At 65.7% G+C, this 17,521-nt stretch carries 14 protein-coding genes and 1 other RNA gene; 2 read left to right on the top strand and 13 right to left on the bottom strand.

Annotation, left to right across the window (positions count from 1 at the left end; translation table 11 throughout):
* Window positions 1–2: 2 nt before the first annotated feature.
* From murC to rsmH, 11 genes are all read right to left on the bottom strand, one after another.
* Window positions 3–1,406, bottom strand: coding sequence for a UDP-N-acetylmuramate--L-alanine ligase (gene murC / locus UP09_RS00590; protein WP_044536195.1), 1,404 nt, complete (start codon window positions 1,404–1,406; stop codon window positions 3–5).
* A gap of 179 nt (window positions 1,407–1,585) precedes the next feature.
* The gene (locus UP09_RS00585; protein ID WP_044536055.1) at window positions 1,586–2,413 is read right to left on the bottom strand and encodes a class I SAM-dependent methyltransferase; all 828 of its coding nucleotides are present in this window, start codon (window positions 2,411–2,413) and stop codon (window positions 1,586–1,588) included.
* A complete protein-coding gene (murG, locus tag UP09_RS00580; RefSeq protein ID WP_044536054.1) occupies window positions 2,410–3,540 on the bottom strand; it encodes an undecaprenyldiphospho-muramoylpentapeptide beta-N-acetylglucosaminyltransferase in 1,131 nt (376 codons plus the stop codon). The genes UP09_RS00585 and murG overlap by 4 nt, the downstream gene beginning before the upstream one ends.
* A 35-nt stretch (window positions 3,541–3,575) precedes the next feature.
* Window positions 3,576–4,730 (bottom strand): putative lipid II flippase FtsW, encoded by a 1,155-nt coding sequence (gene ftsW, locus UP09_RS00575; RefSeq protein WP_044536053.1) that lies wholly within the window; start codon window positions 4,728–4,730, stop codon window positions 3,576–3,578.
* A gap of 345 nt (window positions 4,731–5,075) precedes the next feature.
* Window positions 5,076–6,476, bottom strand: a complete 1,401-nt coding sequence (gene murD / locus UP09_RS00570; RefSeq protein WP_044536052.1) for a UDP-N-acetylmuramoyl-L-alanine--D-glutamate ligase — start codon at window positions 6,474–6,476, stop codon at window positions 5,076–5,078.
* Between the two features lie 7 nt (window positions 6,477–6,483).
* Window positions 6,484–7,590: a phospho-N-acetylmuramoyl-pentapeptide-transferase gene (gene mraY, locus UP09_RS00565; RefSeq protein ID WP_044536051.1), complete on the bottom strand. Its 1,107-nt coding sequence runs from the start codon at window positions 7,588–7,590 to the stop codon at window positions 6,484–6,486.
* A gap of 10 nt (window positions 7,591–7,600) precedes the next feature.
* Window positions 7,601–9,034, bottom strand: coding sequence for a UDP-N-acetylmuramoylalanyl-D-glutamyl-2,6-diaminopimelate--D-alanyl-D-alanine ligase (locus UP09_RS00560; protein ID WP_044536050.1), 1,434 nt, complete (start codon window positions 9,032–9,034; stop codon window positions 7,601–7,603).
* The gene (locus UP09_RS00555) at window positions 9,031–10,491 is read right to left on the bottom strand and encodes a UDP-N-acetylmuramoyl-L-alanyl-D-glutamate--2,6-diaminopimelate ligase (protein WP_044536049.1); all 1,461 of its coding nucleotides are present in this window, start codon (window positions 10,489–10,491) and stop codon (window positions 9,031–9,033) included. The genes UP09_RS00560 and UP09_RS00555 overlap by 4 nt, the downstream gene beginning before the upstream one ends.
* Before the next feature lie 76 nt (window positions 10,492–10,567).
* Complete coding sequence (locus UP09_RS00550) at window positions 10,568–12,337, bottom strand: peptidoglycan D,D-transpeptidase FtsI family protein (protein WP_044536048.1); 1,770 nt, start codon at window positions 12,335–12,337, stop codon at window positions 10,568–10,570.
* A gap of 11 nt (window positions 12,338–12,348) precedes the next feature.
* Entirely contained in the window at window positions 12,349–12,786 is a 438-nt protein-coding gene (gene ftsL / locus UP09_RS00545; protein ID WP_044536047.1) for a cell division protein FtsL, read from the bottom strand.
* A gap of 1 nt (window position 12,787) precedes the next feature.
* On the bottom strand, window positions 12,788–13,780 hold the full coding sequence (gene rsmH / locus UP09_RS00540; RefSeq protein ID WP_197082576.1) for a 16S rRNA (cytosine(1402)-N(4))-methyltransferase RsmH: 993 nt from the start codon (window positions 13,778–13,780) through the stop codon (window positions 12,788–12,790).
* 471 nt (window positions 13,781–14,251) lie between these two features.
* On the opposite strand from rsmH, the gene UP09_RS00535 reads away from it, so the two are divergent.
* Window positions 14,252–15,109 carry an N-acetylmuramoyl-L-alanine amidase gene (locus UP09_RS00535; RefSeq protein WP_082069914.1) on the top strand — a complete coding sequence of 286 codons (858 nt, stop codon included), beginning with the start codon at window positions 14,252–14,254 and terminating at the stop codon, window positions 15,107–15,109.
* A gap of 110 nt (window positions 15,110–15,219) precedes the next feature.
* On the opposite strand, the gene UP09_RS00530 is transcribed toward UP09_RS00535, so the two are convergent.
* Both UP09_RS00530 and UP09_RS00525 read right to left on the bottom strand, forming a co-directional pair.
* Entirely contained in the window at window positions 15,220–16,455 is a 1,236-nt protein-coding gene (locus UP09_RS00530) for an RNA polymerase sigma factor (RefSeq protein WP_044536044.1), read from the bottom strand.
* A gap of 123 nt (window positions 16,456–16,578) precedes the next feature.
* Window positions 16,579–16,932, bottom strand: a complete 354-nt coding sequence (locus UP09_RS00525) for a YciI family protein (RefSeq protein WP_044536043.1) — start codon at window positions 16,930–16,932, stop codon at window positions 16,579–16,581.
* A 147-nt stretch (window positions 16,933–17,079) separates the two neighbouring features.
* On the opposite strand from UP09_RS00525, the gene rnpB reads away from it, so the two are divergent.
* An RNA gene (gene rnpB, locus UP09_RS36180) (RNase P RNA component class A) lies at window positions 17,080–17,508 on the top strand.
* Window positions 17,509–17,521: the final 13 nt, after the last annotated feature.

The raw sequence follows: 17,521 nt of genomic DNA, 5'->3' as shown, positions 1-17,521 counted from the left end.
CATCACCCCAGCGCCTTCAATTCGTCCGGCAGCGCGTAGGCCCATTGCGTGATGTTGCCGGCGCCGAGACAGACGACGAGGTCGCCGGACTTCGCAAGACCGTGGACGATCTTCGCGAGTTCGCCGGCGTTCGGCAGCGGCATCACCTCGCGGTGACCATGGGCGCGCAAGCCGGTGACGAAATGATCGCGGTCGATGCCCGGGATCGGCGCCTCGCCGGCCGCATAGACCTCGGCGACCACAACCGCATCGGCGTCGTTGAAGCAGGTGCAGAAATCCTCGAACAGCGATTGCAGGCGGGTGAAGCGATGCGGTTGCACCACCGCGATGATCTTGCCGTTGGTGGATTCCCGTGCCGCCTTCAGCACCGCCGCGATCTCGACCGGGTGATGGCCGTAATCGTCGATCACGGCGACGCCGTTCCACTCGCCGGTCTTGGTGAAGCGCCGCTTGACGCCGCCGAAGCTGGCCATCGCCTCGCGGATGATTTCATCGGAAACGCCGAGTTCATGCGCGACCGCAATCGCCGCCGTCGCGTTCGATGCGTTGTGGCGGCCCGGCATCGGCAGCGTGATATCAGCGATCTCGTGGATGGCGCCGGTCGCGCGGTTGCGGATCGCGACCTTGAACTTCGAGCCGCCGCCCATCGGCGTCAGATCCATCAGCCGCGCATCGGCCTCTGGGTTCTGGCCATAGGTGATGATGCGGCGATCCTCGATCTTGCCGACCAGGGTTTGCACCACGGGATGATCGGTGCACATCACGGCGAAACCGTAGAACGGCACGTTCTCGACAAAGTCGCGGAATGCGTCCTGGATCGCCTCGAAGGTCTTGAAGTGATCGAGATGCTCGGGGTCGATATTGGTGACGATGACGACGTCGGACGGCAGCTTCAGGAAGGTGCCGTCGCTCTCGTCAGCCTCGACCACCATCCAGTCGCCGCCACCGAGACGCGCATTGGAGCCATAGGCATTGATGATGCCGCCATTGATCACGGTCGGATCGAGCCCGCCGGCATCGAGCAGTGTCGCCACCATCGTGGTCGTCGTGGTCTTGCCATGGGTGCCGGCGATCGCGACGCAGCTCTTCAGCCGCATCAATTCCGCCAGCATCTCGGCGCGCCGCACCACCGGGATGCGCTGCGCGCGCGCCGCCATCAGCTCCGGATTGTCGCGCTTGATCGCGGTCGAGACGACCACGACGTCGGCGCCGTCGACATTCTCGGCCTTGTGGCCGACCGACACCTTCGCGCCCTTCTGGCGCAGCCGTTCGACGTTATAATTGTCAGAAGCGTCCGAGCCCTGCACGGTATAGCCGAGATTGACCAGCACCTCGGCGATGCCGCTCATGCCGATGCCGCCGATCCCGACGAAATGAATAGGTCCGATCTCGCGCGGCAGTCTCATGATCCGGTTCCTGACGTCATCGACCCCTTGCGCGCGCTTGCGCGCCTGGCGGATGATCTCCTCGTGTGCGCAGCGCGACATCAAAATCAGCTCCGCACGACACTGGATGCCCCGCTTTTGCCGGGCATGACAAGCGCTTTTTCCGAGCTTCGGGACGCAGAAATGCCCGTATCATGGCCCTACCCCGTTCCGCGCGCTGCGGCCTCATCCTGCATCTCGATGACCCGGAGATAGTTGCGCAGCCGGTTGGTCTCGAGCGCGCGCAGCAGCTTGTTCTGGTGAAAGGGCAGCACCAGCTCGGCAAGCCTCTCGCTCCAAACAGCGTTCATGTCGAACAGCACACCGAGGCCGAACACCGCGGGGATTTCGGCAAAGCCATATTCGGTCCCCTCGCGGAGCGCGTCCGCGAGGAAATCATCGATCGCGGTCATCACCCCGTTGCGCGGGCCGCCGGCAAGCGTTGCGAACGCCGACTGACCCATGCCGCGAAAGCCGCGCCCCGGAACCAGCGACGGCTGATCCAGGATGGCGCCCGCGTCATAGCGATGCGGCTGGCGGTACTCCAAAGGAATCTGCTCGGGCGCGTAGTACATGTCGCGCCGCCCGCAGGGCCAGCCGATATCGTGCAGGAAGGCCAGCACGGGCTTTCCGGCGCGGCGGCTGATCGCCGCGATCTGCTTCAGCTCGTGATAGACGGTGTACCAATTGTGGTCGCCGTCGACGATCCAGGCGTCGGCCGCCTCCAGTTCGCCGAACGCCTCGAGGCTGGTCTTGGCGAGATGGCGGACATGCAGATTGGTGCTCAGCCAATCGCGGAATTCCTGCTTCGGCGCGGGATCGATGCTGGTGAGTTGCCCGTTGCTGACACGGCAGTGCTCGGCAAGCAGCGCCGACATGCCGCCATACTCGGCACCGATCTCGACGATGTCGCGCGCCTCCGCGAGGCGAAGTGCCGTCATGATCAGATCGGAGAATTCCGAAACGGAATGAATCAGCAGGCCCGTCATGGTGAAGACTCCGCCCTGCCTGCCGCCGCGATCCCGGCGACCTTCATGACGAGATCGGCGAGCCGCTCGGCGGCATCGAGCCGGCCGACGCCGCACGCGGCTTGCGCCATCGCGGTCAGCTTCGCAGGATCAGCGGCGAAGGCCGATATCTCGGTCGCCAGGCGATCAGGCGTGAAGTCGCCCTGCGCGATGCGGATCGCGCCGCCGGCCTGCGACAGCACGCCGGCATTGGCGAACTGGTCCTGATCGATCGCCCCTGGCAACGGCACCAGGATCGAGGGCCGGCCGATCGCACCGAGTTCGGCGACGGTGCCGGCGCCGGAGCGCGAGATCACCAATTGGCTCGAGGCCAGCCGTGCCGGCAAGTCAGGGAAGAACGGCGCCAGCTCGGCATTGATCTTGAGCCGGTCATAGACGGCGCGCACCCGCGCCATATCCTCTTCGCGCACCTGCTGGGTGACGATCAGGCGGCCCCACAATACGGGATCAAGTTTCTCGATCGCCGGCGGCACGATGTCACTCATCACCCGCGCGCCCTGGCTGCCGCCAACCACGAGCAGGCGCAGCGAGCCGCCCATTTCGGGCGACCCATATTTCACCGCCGCGGCGGCCAGGATCGCCGGGCGCATCGGCGTGCCGACGGTGGTCGCCTTGCTCGCGAGCGCGGGATCGCGATCGAGCACGCCGGGCAACGACGTCGCGATCGCGTCGACCCGGCTGGAGAGGAAGCGGTTGGCGCGGCCGAGCACCGCATTGGCGTCGTGGATGATGCCGGGGACGCCAAGCAGGCGCGCCGCGATCAGGGGCGGCAAGGTCGGGTAGCCGCCGAAGCCGACGACGGCTGATGGCTTCAGCCGCCGCACCACATTGGCGGCGACCATGGTGCCGTAACCAAGCATCAGCACGGTGCGCGCCAGCGAGACCGGATTGCGGCCACGCACCGTTGCGCTCGGCACCACGTCGATGCTGTCCTTGAGGAACAGGCCGCTGTAGCGTAGCGCGCGGCCATCGGTCGCAAGCCGCACGCGCAGGCCACGCCGGATCAATTCCACGCCGAGCGCTTCGGCCGGGAACAGATGGCCACCGGTGCCGCCGGCCGCCAGCAGAATCAGGGGCGCGTTGTCCATGGTGTCCAGATAGCCGACGCGACCATTGCAGTCACCTACGCGTAGGCGCGCAAGGCGCTGCTGGCGCCTTCCGCCGATTCGATTTCGGTACGCGGACGCTGCCGCGTCAGCGCCAGCATCATGCCGACGCCATAGGCCAGCGACACGAACGAGGAGCCGCCATAGGAGATGAATGGCAGCGTCATGCCCTTGGCCGGGATCAGCTGCAGATTGACCGCCATGTTGATGCCGGCCTGCACGCCAAACAGGATCGCAAGGCCCGACGCGGCAAAGCGCGCGAACATATCGTCGGTGGAATAGGCCCGCGTCAGCGTGCGGATCACGACGAAGGCGAACAGCGCCACCAGCATCAGGCAGAGGATGATGCCGAATTCCTCCGCGGCGACCGCAAACACGAAGTCGGTATGGCTGTCCGGCAGGCTGCGTTTGGCAATGCCTTCGCCGGGACCGAGCCCGAACCAGCCGCCGTTCCAGAACGCCTCCATCGCGGTGTCGACCTGGAAGGTGTCGCCGGAGGCCGGGTTCATGAAGCGTTTGATGCGGCCGGCGACATGCGGCACCAGCAGATAGGCGGTGAACAGCCCCGCGCTGGCCGCGCCGGCAAGCCCAAGCACCCAGATCATGCGCATGCCCGCGATGAAGAACAGCGTGCCCCACACCATCGAGATCAGCATGGTCTGGCCGAAGTCAGGCTCCATCACCAAGAGCGAAACCAGCGTCATCAGCAGCACCAGCGCCATCGAGGTCGCCGGCATCTCCGGCCGCTTCGTCGACTCCGCAAACAGCCACGCCGCGAGGATCACGAAGGCCGGCTTGGCGGATTCGGAAGCCTGGATGTTGACCCCGATCAGCGTGATCCAGCGCCGCGAGCCCTTGACCTCGGGCCCGATCAGCAGCGTCGCCACGATCAGCGCGATCGAGACCGCGAATACGATCACCGCGGTGCGTCGGATCTGCCGCGGCGTCATGAACGACACCCCGATCAGCACGATCAGCGACGGCACCAGGAACATGACGTGCCGGTTGAAGAAATGGAAGGGATCGAGCCCGATGCGGGTTGCGACCGGCGGGCTTGCCGCCAGCGACAGGATCACCCCGGCCAGCATCAACGCGGCGATCGCGGCAAGCAACAGCTTGTCGACGGTCCACCACCAGTCCGAGAACGGGGTGCGTTGGTCACGGGCGAGCATGGGCGTCCCCAGATGGCAGAGGTGGGGTCCATTCGTGGCGCAGGTTGGTTTCCAAGGAGTTAACGGAATGGATAACTTTTGAGGGAGGTGGGTTTTGGACTCTCACCAGCTGGGAACGCTGCCAGCAGCTCCGTCATCCTGAGGTGCGAGCGGAGCGAGCCTCGAAGGATGCACGGCCACCAGCCGGGCCATCGCCCTTCGAGACGCGCGCAAGAGCGCGCTCCTCAGGGTGACGGTGGGAAAAAATCCGTAGGATGGGTGGAGGGCAGCGATACCCATCGTTCGTGCCGCGGATATGAATTGATGGGTTTCGCTGCGCTCTACCCATCCTACGCAGTGCGCGCGTTACACCACCGGCTTGACGCCCGGCAGCGCGTTGACCAGATCGCGAAACGCGGCGCCGCGGATTTCGAAATTGCGGTACTGGTCGAACGAGGCACAGGCCGGGGACAGCAGCACGACCGCGTCGGCGAGCCCCGAGGCCTCCGCGTCGCGCGCGGCGCTGGCGATTGCGACGTCGAGCGTAACAGACATCTCGTGCGGCACGCGGCCACCGAGCGTGCCGGCGAATTCCGGCGCGGCCTCGCCGATCAGATAGGCCTTGCGGATGCGCGGGAAATATCCTGCCAGGCCCGTGATGCCGCCGGCCTTCGGCTTGCCGCCAGCGATCCAGAAGATGTCGGCGAACGACGACAGCGCATGCGCGGTCGCATCGGCATTGGTGCCCTTGGAGTCGTTGACGAACAGCACATTGCCGCGGCGGCCGACCTGCTCCATGCGATGGGCGAGGCCGGGAAAACTGCGCAAGCCCTTCTGCAGCACCTCGGTGGAGATTCCCATCGCGAGCGCGCAGGCCGCGGCACACGCCGCGTTCTGCGCATTGTGCAGGCCGCGCAGCGAACCGATGCCGCCGAGGCGCGCCACCTCGCTGCGCGCCGCGCCCGATGCGCGCACGATGGTCTCGTGCTCGACATAGAGGCCGTCGGGCAGCGGGTTCTTCACGGAAATGCGCACTACGCGCTTGCCATTGCGATCGAGCCGGTCGGCGATATCGCGGCACCAGCCGTCGTCGACGCCGACGATTGCTGTGCCGTCCGCCTGCACGCCGGCGACCAGCCGCTCCTTGACCGCGGCGTAATGCTCCAGCGTGCCGTGGCGGTCGATATGGTCCTCGCTGACATTGAGCAGGATGCCGACCGACGGATCGAGCGAGGGCGCGAGATCGATCTGGTAGGACGACATCTCGACGACATGCACCCGTCCCATCCGCGGCGGCTCCAGCGACAGGATCGCGGTGCCGATATTGCCGCCCATCTGGGTGTCGTAGCCGGCGACCTTCATCAGGTGCGCGATCAGCGCTGTGGTGGTCGACTTGCCGTTGGTGCCGGTGATGGCGACGAACGGCGCATTCGGCGCGTGACGCCGCCGCTCACGACAAAACAATTCGATGTCGCCGATCACCTCGACGCCGGCCTGGCGCGCCAGCAGCACGCTCCAGTGCGGCGCCGGATGGGTCAGCGGCGCACCGGGAGTCAGGATCAACGCGGCGACATTCGCCCACGACACCGTGCGCAGATCGGCGGTGGTGAAGCCGGCCGCGGCGGCCTTGGCGACATTGTCGGCATTGTCGTCGGCCGCGATCACCTCGGCGCCGCCGGCCTTCAGCGCATGGCAGCTCGCAAGGCCGGAGCCGCCGAGGCCGAACACTGCGACCGTCTTGCCCGCGAAGGAGGTGACGGGGATCATCGGCCGCTCAGCGCAGCTTGAGGGTGGAGAGGCCGGCGAGCGCCAGCATCACCGCGATGATCCAGAACCGGATCACGATCTGCGGCTCGGTCCAGCCCTTCTGTTCGAAATGATGGTGCAGCGGCGCCATTCGGAACACGCGCTTGCCCGTCAGCTTGAACGACGCGACCTGCACGATCACCGAGACCGCCTCCAGCACGAAAAGGCCGCCGATCACCGCGAGCACGATCTCGTGCTTCACCGCGACCGCGATGGCACCCAGCATGCCGCCGAGCGCAAGCGATCCGGTATCGCCCATGAAGATCGAGGCCGGCGGCGCGTTGAACCAGAGGAAGCCGAGGCCTGCGCCGAGCACCGCGCCGCAGAGCACCGCGAGCTCGCCGGTGCCGGCGACATAGTTGATCTGCAGATAGTCCGAGAATACCACGTTGCCGGTCAGATACGAGATCATGCCGAAGCTCGCCGCCGCGATCATGACCGGCACGATGGCAAGGCCATCGAGGCCGTCGGTCAGGTTCACCGCATTGCCGGCGCCGACCATCACGAAGGCGCCGAAGATCACGAAGAACCAGCCGAAATTGATCACGGTATCCTTGAAGAACGGGATCGCAAGCGAGGTCGAGGACACGTCGCGCCCGAGCCGGACCAGCGCATAGCAGGCGGCGAGCGCGATCACCGCCTCGATCAGCAGCCGCAGCTTGCCGGCGAAGCCGTTGTGTGACTGCTTTGTGACCTTCAAATAATCGTCATAGAAGCCGACAAAGCCGAAGCCGAGCGTCACCGCCAGCACGATCCAGACGTAGGGATTGAGCGGATTGGCCCAGAGCAGCGTCGACACCACCAGACCCGACAGGATCATCAGGCCGCCCATGGTCGGCGTGCCCTTCTTGGAGATCAGATGCGACTGCGGGCCGTCGGTGCGGATCGGCTGGCCCTTGCCCTGCCGCAGCCGCAGATGGTCGATGATCCAGGGCCCGAACAGGAACACGAACAGCGCGCCTGTCACCATCGCCCCGCCGGTGCGGAACGTGATGTAGCGGAACACATTCAAACCGCTGCGGAATGCCCCGAAACCTGGAACGGTGTTGGAGAGATCAATCAGCCAGTAAAACATTCAAAAAGCCCTATACCGCTTCTTCGTGCGCGGCTTTGCCGGGGAAACGCTTTTCCAGCGCGCTGACGATGATTTTCATCTTCGAACCCAGCGATCCCTTCACCATGATCGCGTCACCGGCGCGGACCGCGGCGACCGCCTGCGCCTCAAGCGCCGCCGAACTCTCGGCATAGCCTCCCCGCTTGCCGCTGGAAAGGGCATCCCACAGATTCCGCATCAGCGGACCACAACAATATACGAGATCGATACGGTTGACGGTGATGGCCTCGAGCACGCCGTGGTGCAGCGCGGGACCGGTCGGCCCGAGTTCGAGCATATCGCCGAGAACGGCGATGCGGCGGCCGTGCGGGCCGATCCGGGCCTGGCCAAGTACGTTGAGCGCAGCCGCCATCGAAGCCGGATTGGCGTTGTAGCTTTCGTCGATCAGCGTCGCCTCGCCCTGGCCGACCTCGAGCGCGCGGCAGACACCGCGTCCCGACGGCGCCTCGAGCTGCGACAGCGACAGCGCCGCACGCGCGATGTCGGCGCCGAGCAGCGAGGCGCCCGCCAGCACGGCGAGCGAATTCATCGCCATGTGGCGGCCGGGCATGCCGAGCTTGTAGGTAATGTCGTGATCGAGGATGTCGGCATGCACTGCCGAGCAGGTCGCATGCAGCGAGACGTCGATCAGCCGCGCCTCGGATTTCTTGTGAGTCCCGAACGACACGATGCGGATGATGCCGGCCTTTTTGGCGCGCCGCTGCAGCCGCGCGAACTGCGCATTGTCGCGGTTGAGCACGACCGCGCCGCCGGGTTCGACGCCTGTAAAAATCTCCGCCTTGGCATCGGCGATCGCCTCGATGCCGGCGAAGAACTCCAGGTGCACCGGCTCGACCGTGGTGACGATGGCAACATGCGGCCGCACCATCTTGACCAGCGGCGTGATCTCGCCAGCATGGTTCATGCCGATCTCGAACACCGCAAAGCGTACGTCCGCCGGGCAGCGCGCCAGCGACAGCGGCACGCCCCAATGGTTGTTGAACGAGGCGGCGGAGACATGCGTTTCGCCCTGCGCCGACAGCACGCAGCGCAGCGCCTCCTTGGTCGAGGTCTTGCCGACCGAGCCGGTCACCGCGATGATCTGCGCGCCGAGCCGCGCGCGCGAGGCATGCGCGAGCTCGACCAGCGCGGCGAGCACGTCATCGACCACGAGCAGCGGCGCATCGGCAGGAAATTTCGTGCGTTGCGCGGCCTCGACGACCGCGAGCCCGGCGCCGGCCTTCAGCGCGGCCTCGACAAAATTGTGGCCGTCATGGACGTCGCCCTTGATCGCGAAATAGGCCTCGCCGCGCCCGATGGTGCGGCTGTCGATCGAGAGACCAGTGACGCCCTCCGGCAGCGCGCCTTGGGTGGCGGCGCGCATCGCCTGCGCTATCGCATCCGACGTCCACAGTAGTTTGCTCATGCGCCCCTCGCTGCGAGTGCGGCAGCAACCGCATCGTGATCGCTGAACGGCAACGTCTTGTCGCCAATGATCTGCCCGATCTCGTGGCCCTTGCCGGCGACCAGCAGCGCATCGCCGGGCTCAAGCTGCGCGATGCCGGCGCGGATCGCCTCGGCGCGATCGCCGATCTCCCGCGCGCCCTTCGCAGTCGCAAGGATGGCGGCGCGGATCGATTCTGGCTTTTCGCTGCGCGGATTATCGTCGGTGACGATGACGGTATCGGCATTCTCGGTCGCGATTGCGCCCATGATCGGGCGCTTGCCGGCGTCGCGGTCGCCGCCGGCGCCGAAGATCACGACCAGCTTGCGCTTCGCATAGGGCCGCAGCGCCTGCAACGCCTTGGCGAGCGCATCGGGCTTGTGCGCGTAATCGACGAAGATCGGCGCGCCATTGTGCTCGCCGACATGCTCCAGCCGGCCCTTGGCGCCTTCGAGATGCTCGAGGCTGCCGATGACGTTATCAGCGACGCTGCCGGTGCCGATCGCAAGGCCCGCCGCGACCAGCGCGTTCTCGATCTGGAATTCGCCGACCAGCGGCAGCCGGATCGTGTGCGTGCGGCCACGATGCTCGATGACGAGCGTCTGCGAAAAGCCCTTGATCGTGGCGTTGACCAGTCGAATGCCATCACCGGCGCCGTCGGCGTTGCGTCCGACCGCGATGACGCGAAGTTTTCGCGCACGCGCCGTATCGATTACGGCCTGCGAGCAATCATGATCGGCCGAGATGATCGCGGCGCCGCCGTCGGCGACGAGGTCGCGGAACAGCCGCAGCTTTGCGTTGAGGTAATGCGCGACGTCAGGATGATAATCCATGTGGTCGCGCGACAGATTGGTGAAGCCGCCGGCCGCGATGCGCACACCGTCGAGACGGTACTGGTCGAGGCCATGCGAGGACGCCTCGAACGCCAGATGGGTGACGCCGTCGGCTGTGATCTCGTCCAGCTGCCGATGCAGCGCGATTGGATCGGGCGTGGTCAGCGAGCCGTAAACAGTGCGCTTGTCCGACACCAGGCCGATGGTGCCGATGCTTGCCGACACCTGGCCGAGTTGTTGCCAGATCTGGCGCGTGAAGGCCGCGACTGAGGTCTTGCCGCTGGTGCCGGTCACCGCCGCGATCGTTTGCGGTTGCCGCGGATAGAATTTGGCCGCGGCCAGCGCCAGTGCGCGGCGTGCATTCGTCGTGATGACGAAGGGCACATGGGCCTCGCCTTGCGGCAGATGGTCGCTTGCGACAGCGACCGCGCCGGCTTTGATCGCAGCGTCGATGAAGCGCGCGCCGTCGGTCCGGCTGCCGGCCAGCGCAAAGAACAGATCGCCCGGCTTCACCGCACGGCTGTCGACCGCAAGTCCTTCGACCGCAACCGTGCCGGCTCTCGGATCGATCGTGGCGTCATCGCTGAAAAGGTCGCGAAGTCTCATGATCTTCCAGTTGGCTGGCGCTGCTGGCGCCGTGGTTCGAGCATGAACGTTTCCGGATCATGCTCCGGGGTACGCCTTACTGGGTTGTCCTGGATGTCGCAAGAATAAGGCGGTCGGACGGCGGCAGGTCAAATCGCGGCTCGATGCCCAAAAGCGGCGCAATTCGGGCGATCACCTTGCCGCCGGTCGGCACCGCGTTCCAGCCCGAGGTGATGAAGCCGTAGGTTTCCTTCAACGATTGCGGCTCGTCCAGCATGATCAAGAGCTGGTATTTCGGATTGTCGGCCGGCAGGATCGCAGTGAAGGCCGTGAGCACCTTCTTTTTGGCGTAGCGGCCGTTGATGACCTTTTCGGCGGTGCCGGTCTTGCCGCCGATATAATAGCCCTTCACATCGGCTTTCCGCGCAGTGCCGACCTCGGCGTTCAGCCGCATCAGGAATCGCATCTTCTCGCTGGTTTCAGGCTTGATGACCCGCTTGGCGATCGCCATCGCTTCCTGCTCGGTGCGCTTCATGAAGGTCGGCGGAATCAGATAGCCGCCATTGACCAGCGCATCGATGCCCATCACCGCCTGCAAGGGCGCGACCGCCACGCCGTGGCCGAACGCGATGGTCACCGTGTTCAGTTCGCTCCAGCGTTTCGGCAGGATCGGCGATGCGCTCTCCGGCAACTCGGTGCGCAGCCGATCGAGTTGGCCCATCTTGCGCAGGAACGCCTTGTGCGCCTCGACGCCCTGCGACAGCGCGATGCGCGCCGCACCGACGTTGGACGAAAACGTGAAGACCTCCTTCATGCTGATGAAGCGACCCTTCGGCTCGTCGTCATGGATCGTGAACTTGCCGTAGTGCAGCGGCCCGCGCGCGTCCCACAGCGAGTTGAGATCGGATTTGCCGGAATCCAGCGCCATCGCCAGCGTGAACGCCTTGAAGGTCGAACCCATCTCGTAGACGCCGGTGGTCAGGCGATTGATGCGATCGGGGTCGTGCGCTTCTTTCGGATCGTTCGGGTCGAAGTCGGGCAGCGACACCATCGCAACGATTTCGCCGGTCCTGACATTGGAGACCAGACCTGAGGCCGCCTTGGTGTGGAATTTTTCCTTGGCCTTGAGCAGTTCGTCGCGCAGCGCGTGCTCGACACGCAGGTCGACCGACAGCTCGATCGGCTTTTGCAGCCGGTCGGTGGCGAAGCCCGCGCGATGCAGATCGGCCAGACCGTTATTGTCCAGCCACTTCTCCATGCCGGCGATGCCCTGGTTGTCGATATTGACCAGGCCGATCAGATGGGCGACTTCCGAGCCGGTCGGATAGACGCGCTTGTTCTCGCGCACGAAGCCGATGCCGGGAATGCCGAGGCGATGGATGTCGAGCTGCTGCTTCGGCGTGATCTCGCGCTTCAGCCAGACGAAGCCCTTGCGCGACGCCACGCGGTCGCGCACCTCGCCGGTGTCGAGATCGGGCAAGGTCGCGGTGAGAAGCTCGATCGCCTCGTCCTTGTCGATGATGCGGCGCGGCTCGGCGAACAGGCTCGGCGCCTTGACGTCGGTGGCGAGGACCGCGCCGTTGCGGTCGATGATGTCGGGCCGCGCGGTCGCGATCGCATCCTGCGAGGCAGCGCGGCGCGCGCCATGGCTGTCGGCGCCGACCGCGAACAGCACGAGGCGTCCGGCGAGCACGGCATAGATGGCGGCAAAGGCCAGGATCGCGAAGCCGACGCGGGCGCGCGCCTTCGCGGCACGGTCGACATTGCGCCCGTACAGCAAGGTGCGGATCAGCCGCTGGCGCCAAGGCTCAGCGGGCTTCTCAGTGGGCTTCCCGGCGGGCTTTTTGGCGGCTGCCGGATCGGTCATTGCTGATCCGGTCATTGCTGGTCTCCCGGGTCCTGCTCGGGCTCTGCCGCTTGTGCCGGCTGCTGCGTCGCGGGCGCGGCAATCGAGCCGGTCGCGCTGTCGGGCTCGGCGACGGCCTCGATGGTGTCGAGCATCGCGCCGATCGGATCGCGCGCACCGGGCCGGGTGAAGTTCGGCGGCCGCTCGGGCAGGTTCTTCAGGCTGTCGTACTGGTTCGCATTGACCGGCTTGAGCGGCAGATGCCGCTCGGCAAGCCCTTGCAGCCGGAGCGGCGCATCGAGCCTGGCCCATTGCGCGCGCAATGTCGCGATCGCGTCGCGCTGCTCGCGGATCTCCGCATTCAGCCGCAGCACGCGCTCGACGCGCGCCGTCGATTCCATCTTGATACGATAGACGTAGGACGCCGCGAAGATCAGCATGCCGATGACGAGGATATGGAGGATGCGCATGTCAGCCTCCCCGCATCACGTCGGCGAGACGCGGCCATGACGGCAAGGTGTCCGCCTCATGCACCGGCGCGTCGGTCCGTTCGGCGGCGCGCAGCTTTGCCGACCGCGACCGCGGATTGGCCGCGACCTCGGCATCATCTGCCGTGACCGGGCGCTTGGTCAGGATCTGGAAGCTCGGCGCTGATTGCGCGACCTCGGGCCGATGCCGCGATCCGGTACTTGCCTTGCCGCGCGCGATAAAGAAATTCTTGACGATGCGGTCTTCCAGCGAGTGGAACGACACCACCACCAGCCGGCCGCCCGGCTTCAGCACGCGCTCGGCCGCCGACAGCGCCAGATGCAGCTCGTCAAGCTCTTCATTGACGAAGATGCGCAGCGCCTGGAAGGTCCGCGTTGCCGGATGGATCTCGTTCGGCTTGGCACGCACCACCTTGGCGACAATGCCGGCGAGCGCTTCGGTCGTCGCGATCGGCGCCTCTTTCCGCGCAGCGACGATGGCGCGCGCGACGCCGCGCGAATGGCGCTCCTCGCCGAAGATGTAGATGATGTTGGCGAGATCGCTCTCGGAGGCCTTCGCGACCACGTCGGCAACGGTCGGACCGCTCTGCGCCATCCGCATGTCGAGCGGACCACTGAGGCGGAACGAAAAGCCGCGCGCCGCCTGGTCGAGTTGCATCGAGGAGACGCCGACATCCATCACGACGCCGTCGACCGCCTCCAACCCCTGCGCGGCGCAGACATCGGCGAGATCTGAGAAGCGGTCCTCGACCAGCGTCAGCCGGCCGCCCGCGCGGTCGACCAGATCGAATCCATCGAGGATCGCGGTGCGGTCGCGGTCGATACCGATCACGCGTGTTCCGGCAATATCGAGGATCGCACGGCTGTAGCCGCCGGCGCCGAAGGTGGCATCGACATAAATGCCGCCGGTGCGCGGCGCGAGAAAATCCACCGCCTCGCGGCCGAGCACGGGAACATGACGGGCATGGGCGCTCATGCGCCGCCCCCCACCGGGGCTACGCGGATCAGATCGAAAATGGACGCGCGCAGGCTCATTGCGCCTCGAATCCTCGCGCCTTGCCAGGCCGTTCCGGTCAGAAAGCCGCCGCGAGATGCATGCGCTGGTTCCCATCGTCGGCGGCAAACCCTGATGTCCGACCGGAATTTGCTGGGCTTCCATGGAATTTCGCGCAAAAGCGGACCTCGCCGTCCCCAAACCGGTTCGGCTCTTCACCCCTCAGTAACGGCACTTAGCGTTAAGAAAACGTTGATGATCCGTTAGCGAAATCCGGCGCCTTTTAGCCGTTCCCCGGGGTGATGCGCTCGGCACACACCCCGGCCAAAATGCGCACTGCGGAACCGGCGGCCGATTGCGCGGGGCACAGGGTAAAGGAATAGTAAACGCATATCGTTTACCAATCGTATTGCCGCTCATATTGCCGCTCTCTTGCCGGGTTTAGGTTATCCAATGGCATCTGGTGCCGACTCTGATTCGAAGCGTCAACGCGCCCTTCCCATTCCAAGGGCTGTTGCCGACATGAAGACGTTCACGCCCGATTCCTCGATCGCCTCGGACGTGATTCCGTCGGCGAATTTCGGCGAGCGCGCCGGCGGCCGGCAGCCCGACATGATCGTGCTGCACTACACCGGCATGCCCGATGTCGAGGGCGCGATCGCGCAGCTCGTTACCGCCGGCACCGAAGTCTCCGCGCACTACATCGTGCTCGAGGATGGCCGCATCGTGCAGAGCGTGCCCGAGAGCAAGCGCGCCTGGCACGCCGGCGTGTCGCATTGGGCCGGCGAAGACGACATCAACTCCTGCTCGATCGGCGTCGAGATCATCAACCGCGGCCACGACTGGGGCTATCCGGATTTTCCGCTGCGCCAGATTGCGGCCGTGATCGCGCTGTGCCGCGGCATCATGCTGCGGCGCAAGGTGCCCTCGCATCGCGTGCTCGGCCATTCCGACGTTGCGCCTGGCCGCAAGAAGGATCCCGGCGAAAAATTTCCGTGGCATTCGCTGGCCAATTCCGGCGTCGGCCACTGGGTGCAGCCAGCGCCGCTCGTGCGCGGCGATGCACTGAAGCTCGGCGCGATCAGCGACGACGTCGCCAAGATGCAAACGGCGTTCGCGCGCTACGGCTACGGAATCCCGACCCACGGCAAGTTCGACGGCCCGACGATGGAGGTGATCACCGCCTTCCAGCGCCACTTCCGCCCCGAGCGCGTCGACGGCGCCGCCGACTACTCCACCATGGCGACGCTACACGCGCTGCTGGCGAGCCTGCCGGAAGATGCGGTGATGCCGGTGGTGGCTACGAAGTAGGCAACAGCGGCCTCTCCACCGTCATTGCGAGCGAAGCGAAGCAATCCATTTCGCCGCAAGTGGAGGCATGGATTGCTTCGTCGCTGCGCTCCTCGCAATGACGGAAAGCGTCACCCCATCTCCGCGATCCTTCGCGCATAGAGCCGGCGCAGCGGCTCGAGCTGCGTCGCGTCGCTCGCCGCGAGATACGCCTCGCGCGCCTCCGGCTTCCGGCCAAGCCGGCGCAGCAGGTCGGCGCGCACCGCGGGAAGCTGGTCGTAGCCCTTCAAGGTGCCGCGCGCGGCCAGCGCATCGATCAGATCGAGGGCGCGCGCCGGGCCGTCGACCATCGACACCGCGGCGGCGTGGTTGAGCTCGATCACCGGCGACGGGCTGATCCGCAGCAGCACCTCGTAGAGGCCGGCGATCTGCGGCCAGTCGGTATCCTCAAAGTTAGGCGCGCGCGCATGCAGCGCGGCGATCGCGGCCTGCACCGCGTAGGATTGCGGCCGACCCGGCATCGTCAGCGCCTGCTCGACCAGCTTGAGGCCCTCGGCGATCTGCTGAAAATCCCACAGCGTGCGGTCCTGCTCCTCGAGCAACACGATATCGCCGCCTTCGGTCTGTCGCCCGGCGCGGCGCGAATCATGCAGCAGCATCAGCGCCAGCAGGCCCTTGATCTCGCCGCGTGCAGGGACCAGCGCATCGAGCAGCCGCGCCAGCCGGATCGCCTCGCGCGCCAGATCCGGCCGCATCAGGTCCTCGCCTGATGTCGCGGCATAGCCTTCGGTGAAGACGAGATAGATCACTGCGAGCACGCCGGTGAGCCGCGGCTGCAGCGCCTCGCGCTCCGGCACCTCGTAGGCAATGCCGGCAAGCTTGATCTTCTGCTTGGCGCGCAACAGCCGCTGCGCCATCGCGTCTTCGCTGGCGAGGAAGGCGCGCGCGACCTGCGCGGTCGTGAGGCCGCACACCGTGCGCAAGGTCAGCGCGACCTGGACCTCCACGGCAAAGGACGGATGACAGCAGGTGAAGATCAGCCGCAGCATGTCGTCGTCGAGCGTCGCATCGGACGGTTCGGCCGACGGTGCCGCATCGAGCAGCAATTGATGCGTCAGCTCCTGCTCCTTGCCGCGAAATGTCACCGCGCGCCTGACACGGTCGATCGCCTTGTTGCGGCCGACATTGACCAGCCAGGCGCGCGGATTGGACGGCAGTTCACCGATCGGCCAGCGCTGCAGCGCCACCGCGAAGGCATCCTGCAGGGAATCCTCGGCCAGATCGAAATCGCCGACGAGACGGATCAGCGTGGCCAGCGCCCGCCCCGCCTCGTCGCGAAATATTTTTTCGATGTCGCTCGGAGCCATGGGCTTCCACACTGTCATTCCGGGGCGTCCGAAGGACGAACCTCAGATGCGCAATTGCGCATCGGGGAATCTCGAGATTCCGGGTTCGATGCTTCGCATCGCCCCGGAATGACGAGCCGGCCGTCAATTGTTGTAAATCATCACCGGCCGGACCTCGATCGAACCGGTCTTGGCGCCGGGGATCCGCGCGGCGAGGCCGAGCGCGGTGTCGAGATCCTTGGCATCGACCAGATAGTAGCCGCCGAGCTGCTCGCGGGTTTCCGCGAACGGACCATCCGTCGTCAACGTCTTGCCGTCGCGGACCCGCACCGTGGTTGCGGTCGTTACGGGCTGCAGCCCGTCACCGGCCTTGAAATGGCCGCTCTGGATGATGGACTGGGTGTAGGCGCCGTATTCGGCCGTCACTTGCTTGCGGTCTTCAGCGGTCATGCCGCCATATTCCGCGTCGCTCCGATAGATCAACAACAGGTACTGCATCTGACATCTCCTTGTGATCGGCTGGATCGCCGACACCCAGTCGAACGGGCGACAGGCAAAACGACATCGTCAGGATAGTTTATTTTGAGCGCTTTCGTGGGCGTTATCCGCTTGACGGATCGCGCGGAAACCCCCATGCCATGGGCGTCAGTCGGCCGGACGGCCGCTCCCGCAAGTGTCGAAAGGCCGCGGGGGAGGAAAGTCCGGGCTCCATCGACATGCGGTGCCGGATAACGTCCGGCGGGGGCGACCCCAGGGAAAGTGCCACAGAGAACGAACCGCTCGCCCCGACCCGAAAGGGAGAGGGCAAGTAAGGGTGAAAAGGTGCGGTAAGAGCGCACCGCGTGTCCGGCAACGGAGACGGCATGGCAAACCACACCGGGAGCAAAACCGAATAGGGACGGCAACGCGGTCAGTTCGCGCAAACGCGCGATAACACCGCAGGGCGATGTCAGGCTCGCCGTCCGGGTAGGTTGCTCGAGGCAAGGTGCAAACCTTGTCCCAGAGGAATGGCCGTCACGTACCATTCGCAAGAATGGTGCCCTACAAAACCCGGCTTACAGGCCGGCTGATGCTTCTAAAGCGTTTT

The sequence above is a fragment of the Bradyrhizobium sp. LTSP885 genome, assembly GCF_000938305.1.
GTDB lineage: Bacteria > Pseudomonadota > Alphaproteobacteria > Rhizobiales > Xanthobacteraceae > Bradyrhizobium.
Note: the sequence above shows the minus strand (reverse complement) of the source record. Positions and strands in the feature narration are given on the sequence as shown.

What these genes read in the sequence shown, in the direction of transcription:
- murC (WP_044536195.1), bottom strand. Translation starts at nt 1,406, where the DNA reads ATGAGACTGCCGCGCGAGATCGGACCTATTCATTTCGTCGGGATCGGC.
- UP09_RS00585 (WP_044536055.1), bottom strand. Translation starts at nt 2,413, where the DNA reads ATGACGGGCCTGCTGATTCATTCCGTTTCGGAATTCTCCGATCTGATC.
- murG (WP_044536054.1), bottom strand. Translation starts at nt 3,540, where the DNA reads ATGGACAACGCGCCCCTGATTCTGCTGGCGGCCGGCGGCACCGGTGGC.
- ftsW (WP_044536053.1), bottom strand. Translation starts at nt 4,730, where the DNA reads ATGCTCGCCCGTGACCAACGCACCCCGTTCTCGGACTGGTGGTGGACC.
- murD (WP_044536052.1), bottom strand. Translation starts at nt 6,476, where the DNA reads ATGATCCCCGTCACCTCCTTCGCGGGCAAGACGGTCGCAGTGTTCGGC.
- mraY (WP_044536051.1), bottom strand. Translation starts at nt 7,590, where the DNA reads ATGTTTTACTGGCTGATTGATCTCTCCAACACCGTTCCAGGTTTCGGG.
- UP09_RS00560 (WP_044536050.1), bottom strand. Translation starts at nt 9,034, where the DNA reads ATGAGCAAACTACTGTGGACGTCGGATGCGATAGCGCAGGCGATGCGC.
- UP09_RS00555 (WP_044536049.1), bottom strand. Translation starts at nt 10,491, where the DNA reads ATGAGACTTCGCGACCTTTTCAGCGATGACGCCACGATCGATCCGAGA.
- UP09_RS00550 (WP_044536048.1), bottom strand. Translation starts at nt 12,337, where the DNA reads ATGACCGATCCGGCAGCCGCCAAAAAGCCCGCCGGGAAGCCCACTGAG.
- ftsL (WP_044536047.1), bottom strand. Translation starts at nt 12,786, where the DNA reads ATGCGCATCCTCCATATCCTCGTCATCGGCATGCTGATCTTCGCGGCG.
- rsmH (WP_197082576.1), bottom strand. Translation starts at nt 13,780, where the DNA reads ATGAGCGCCCATGCCCGTCATGTTCCCGTGCTCGGCCGCGAGGCGGTG.
- UP09_RS00535 (WP_082069914.1), top strand. Translation starts at nt 14,252, where the DNA reads ATGGCATCTGGTGCCGACTCTGATTCGAAGCGTCAACGCGCCCTTCCC.
- UP09_RS00530 (WP_044536044.1), bottom strand. Translation starts at nt 16,455, where the DNA reads ATGGCTCCGAGCGACATCGAAAAAATATTTCGCGACGAGGCGGGGCGG.
- UP09_RS00525 (WP_044536043.1), bottom strand. Translation starts at nt 16,932, where the DNA reads ATGCAGTACCTGTTGTTGATCTATCGGAGCGACGCGGAATATGGCGGC.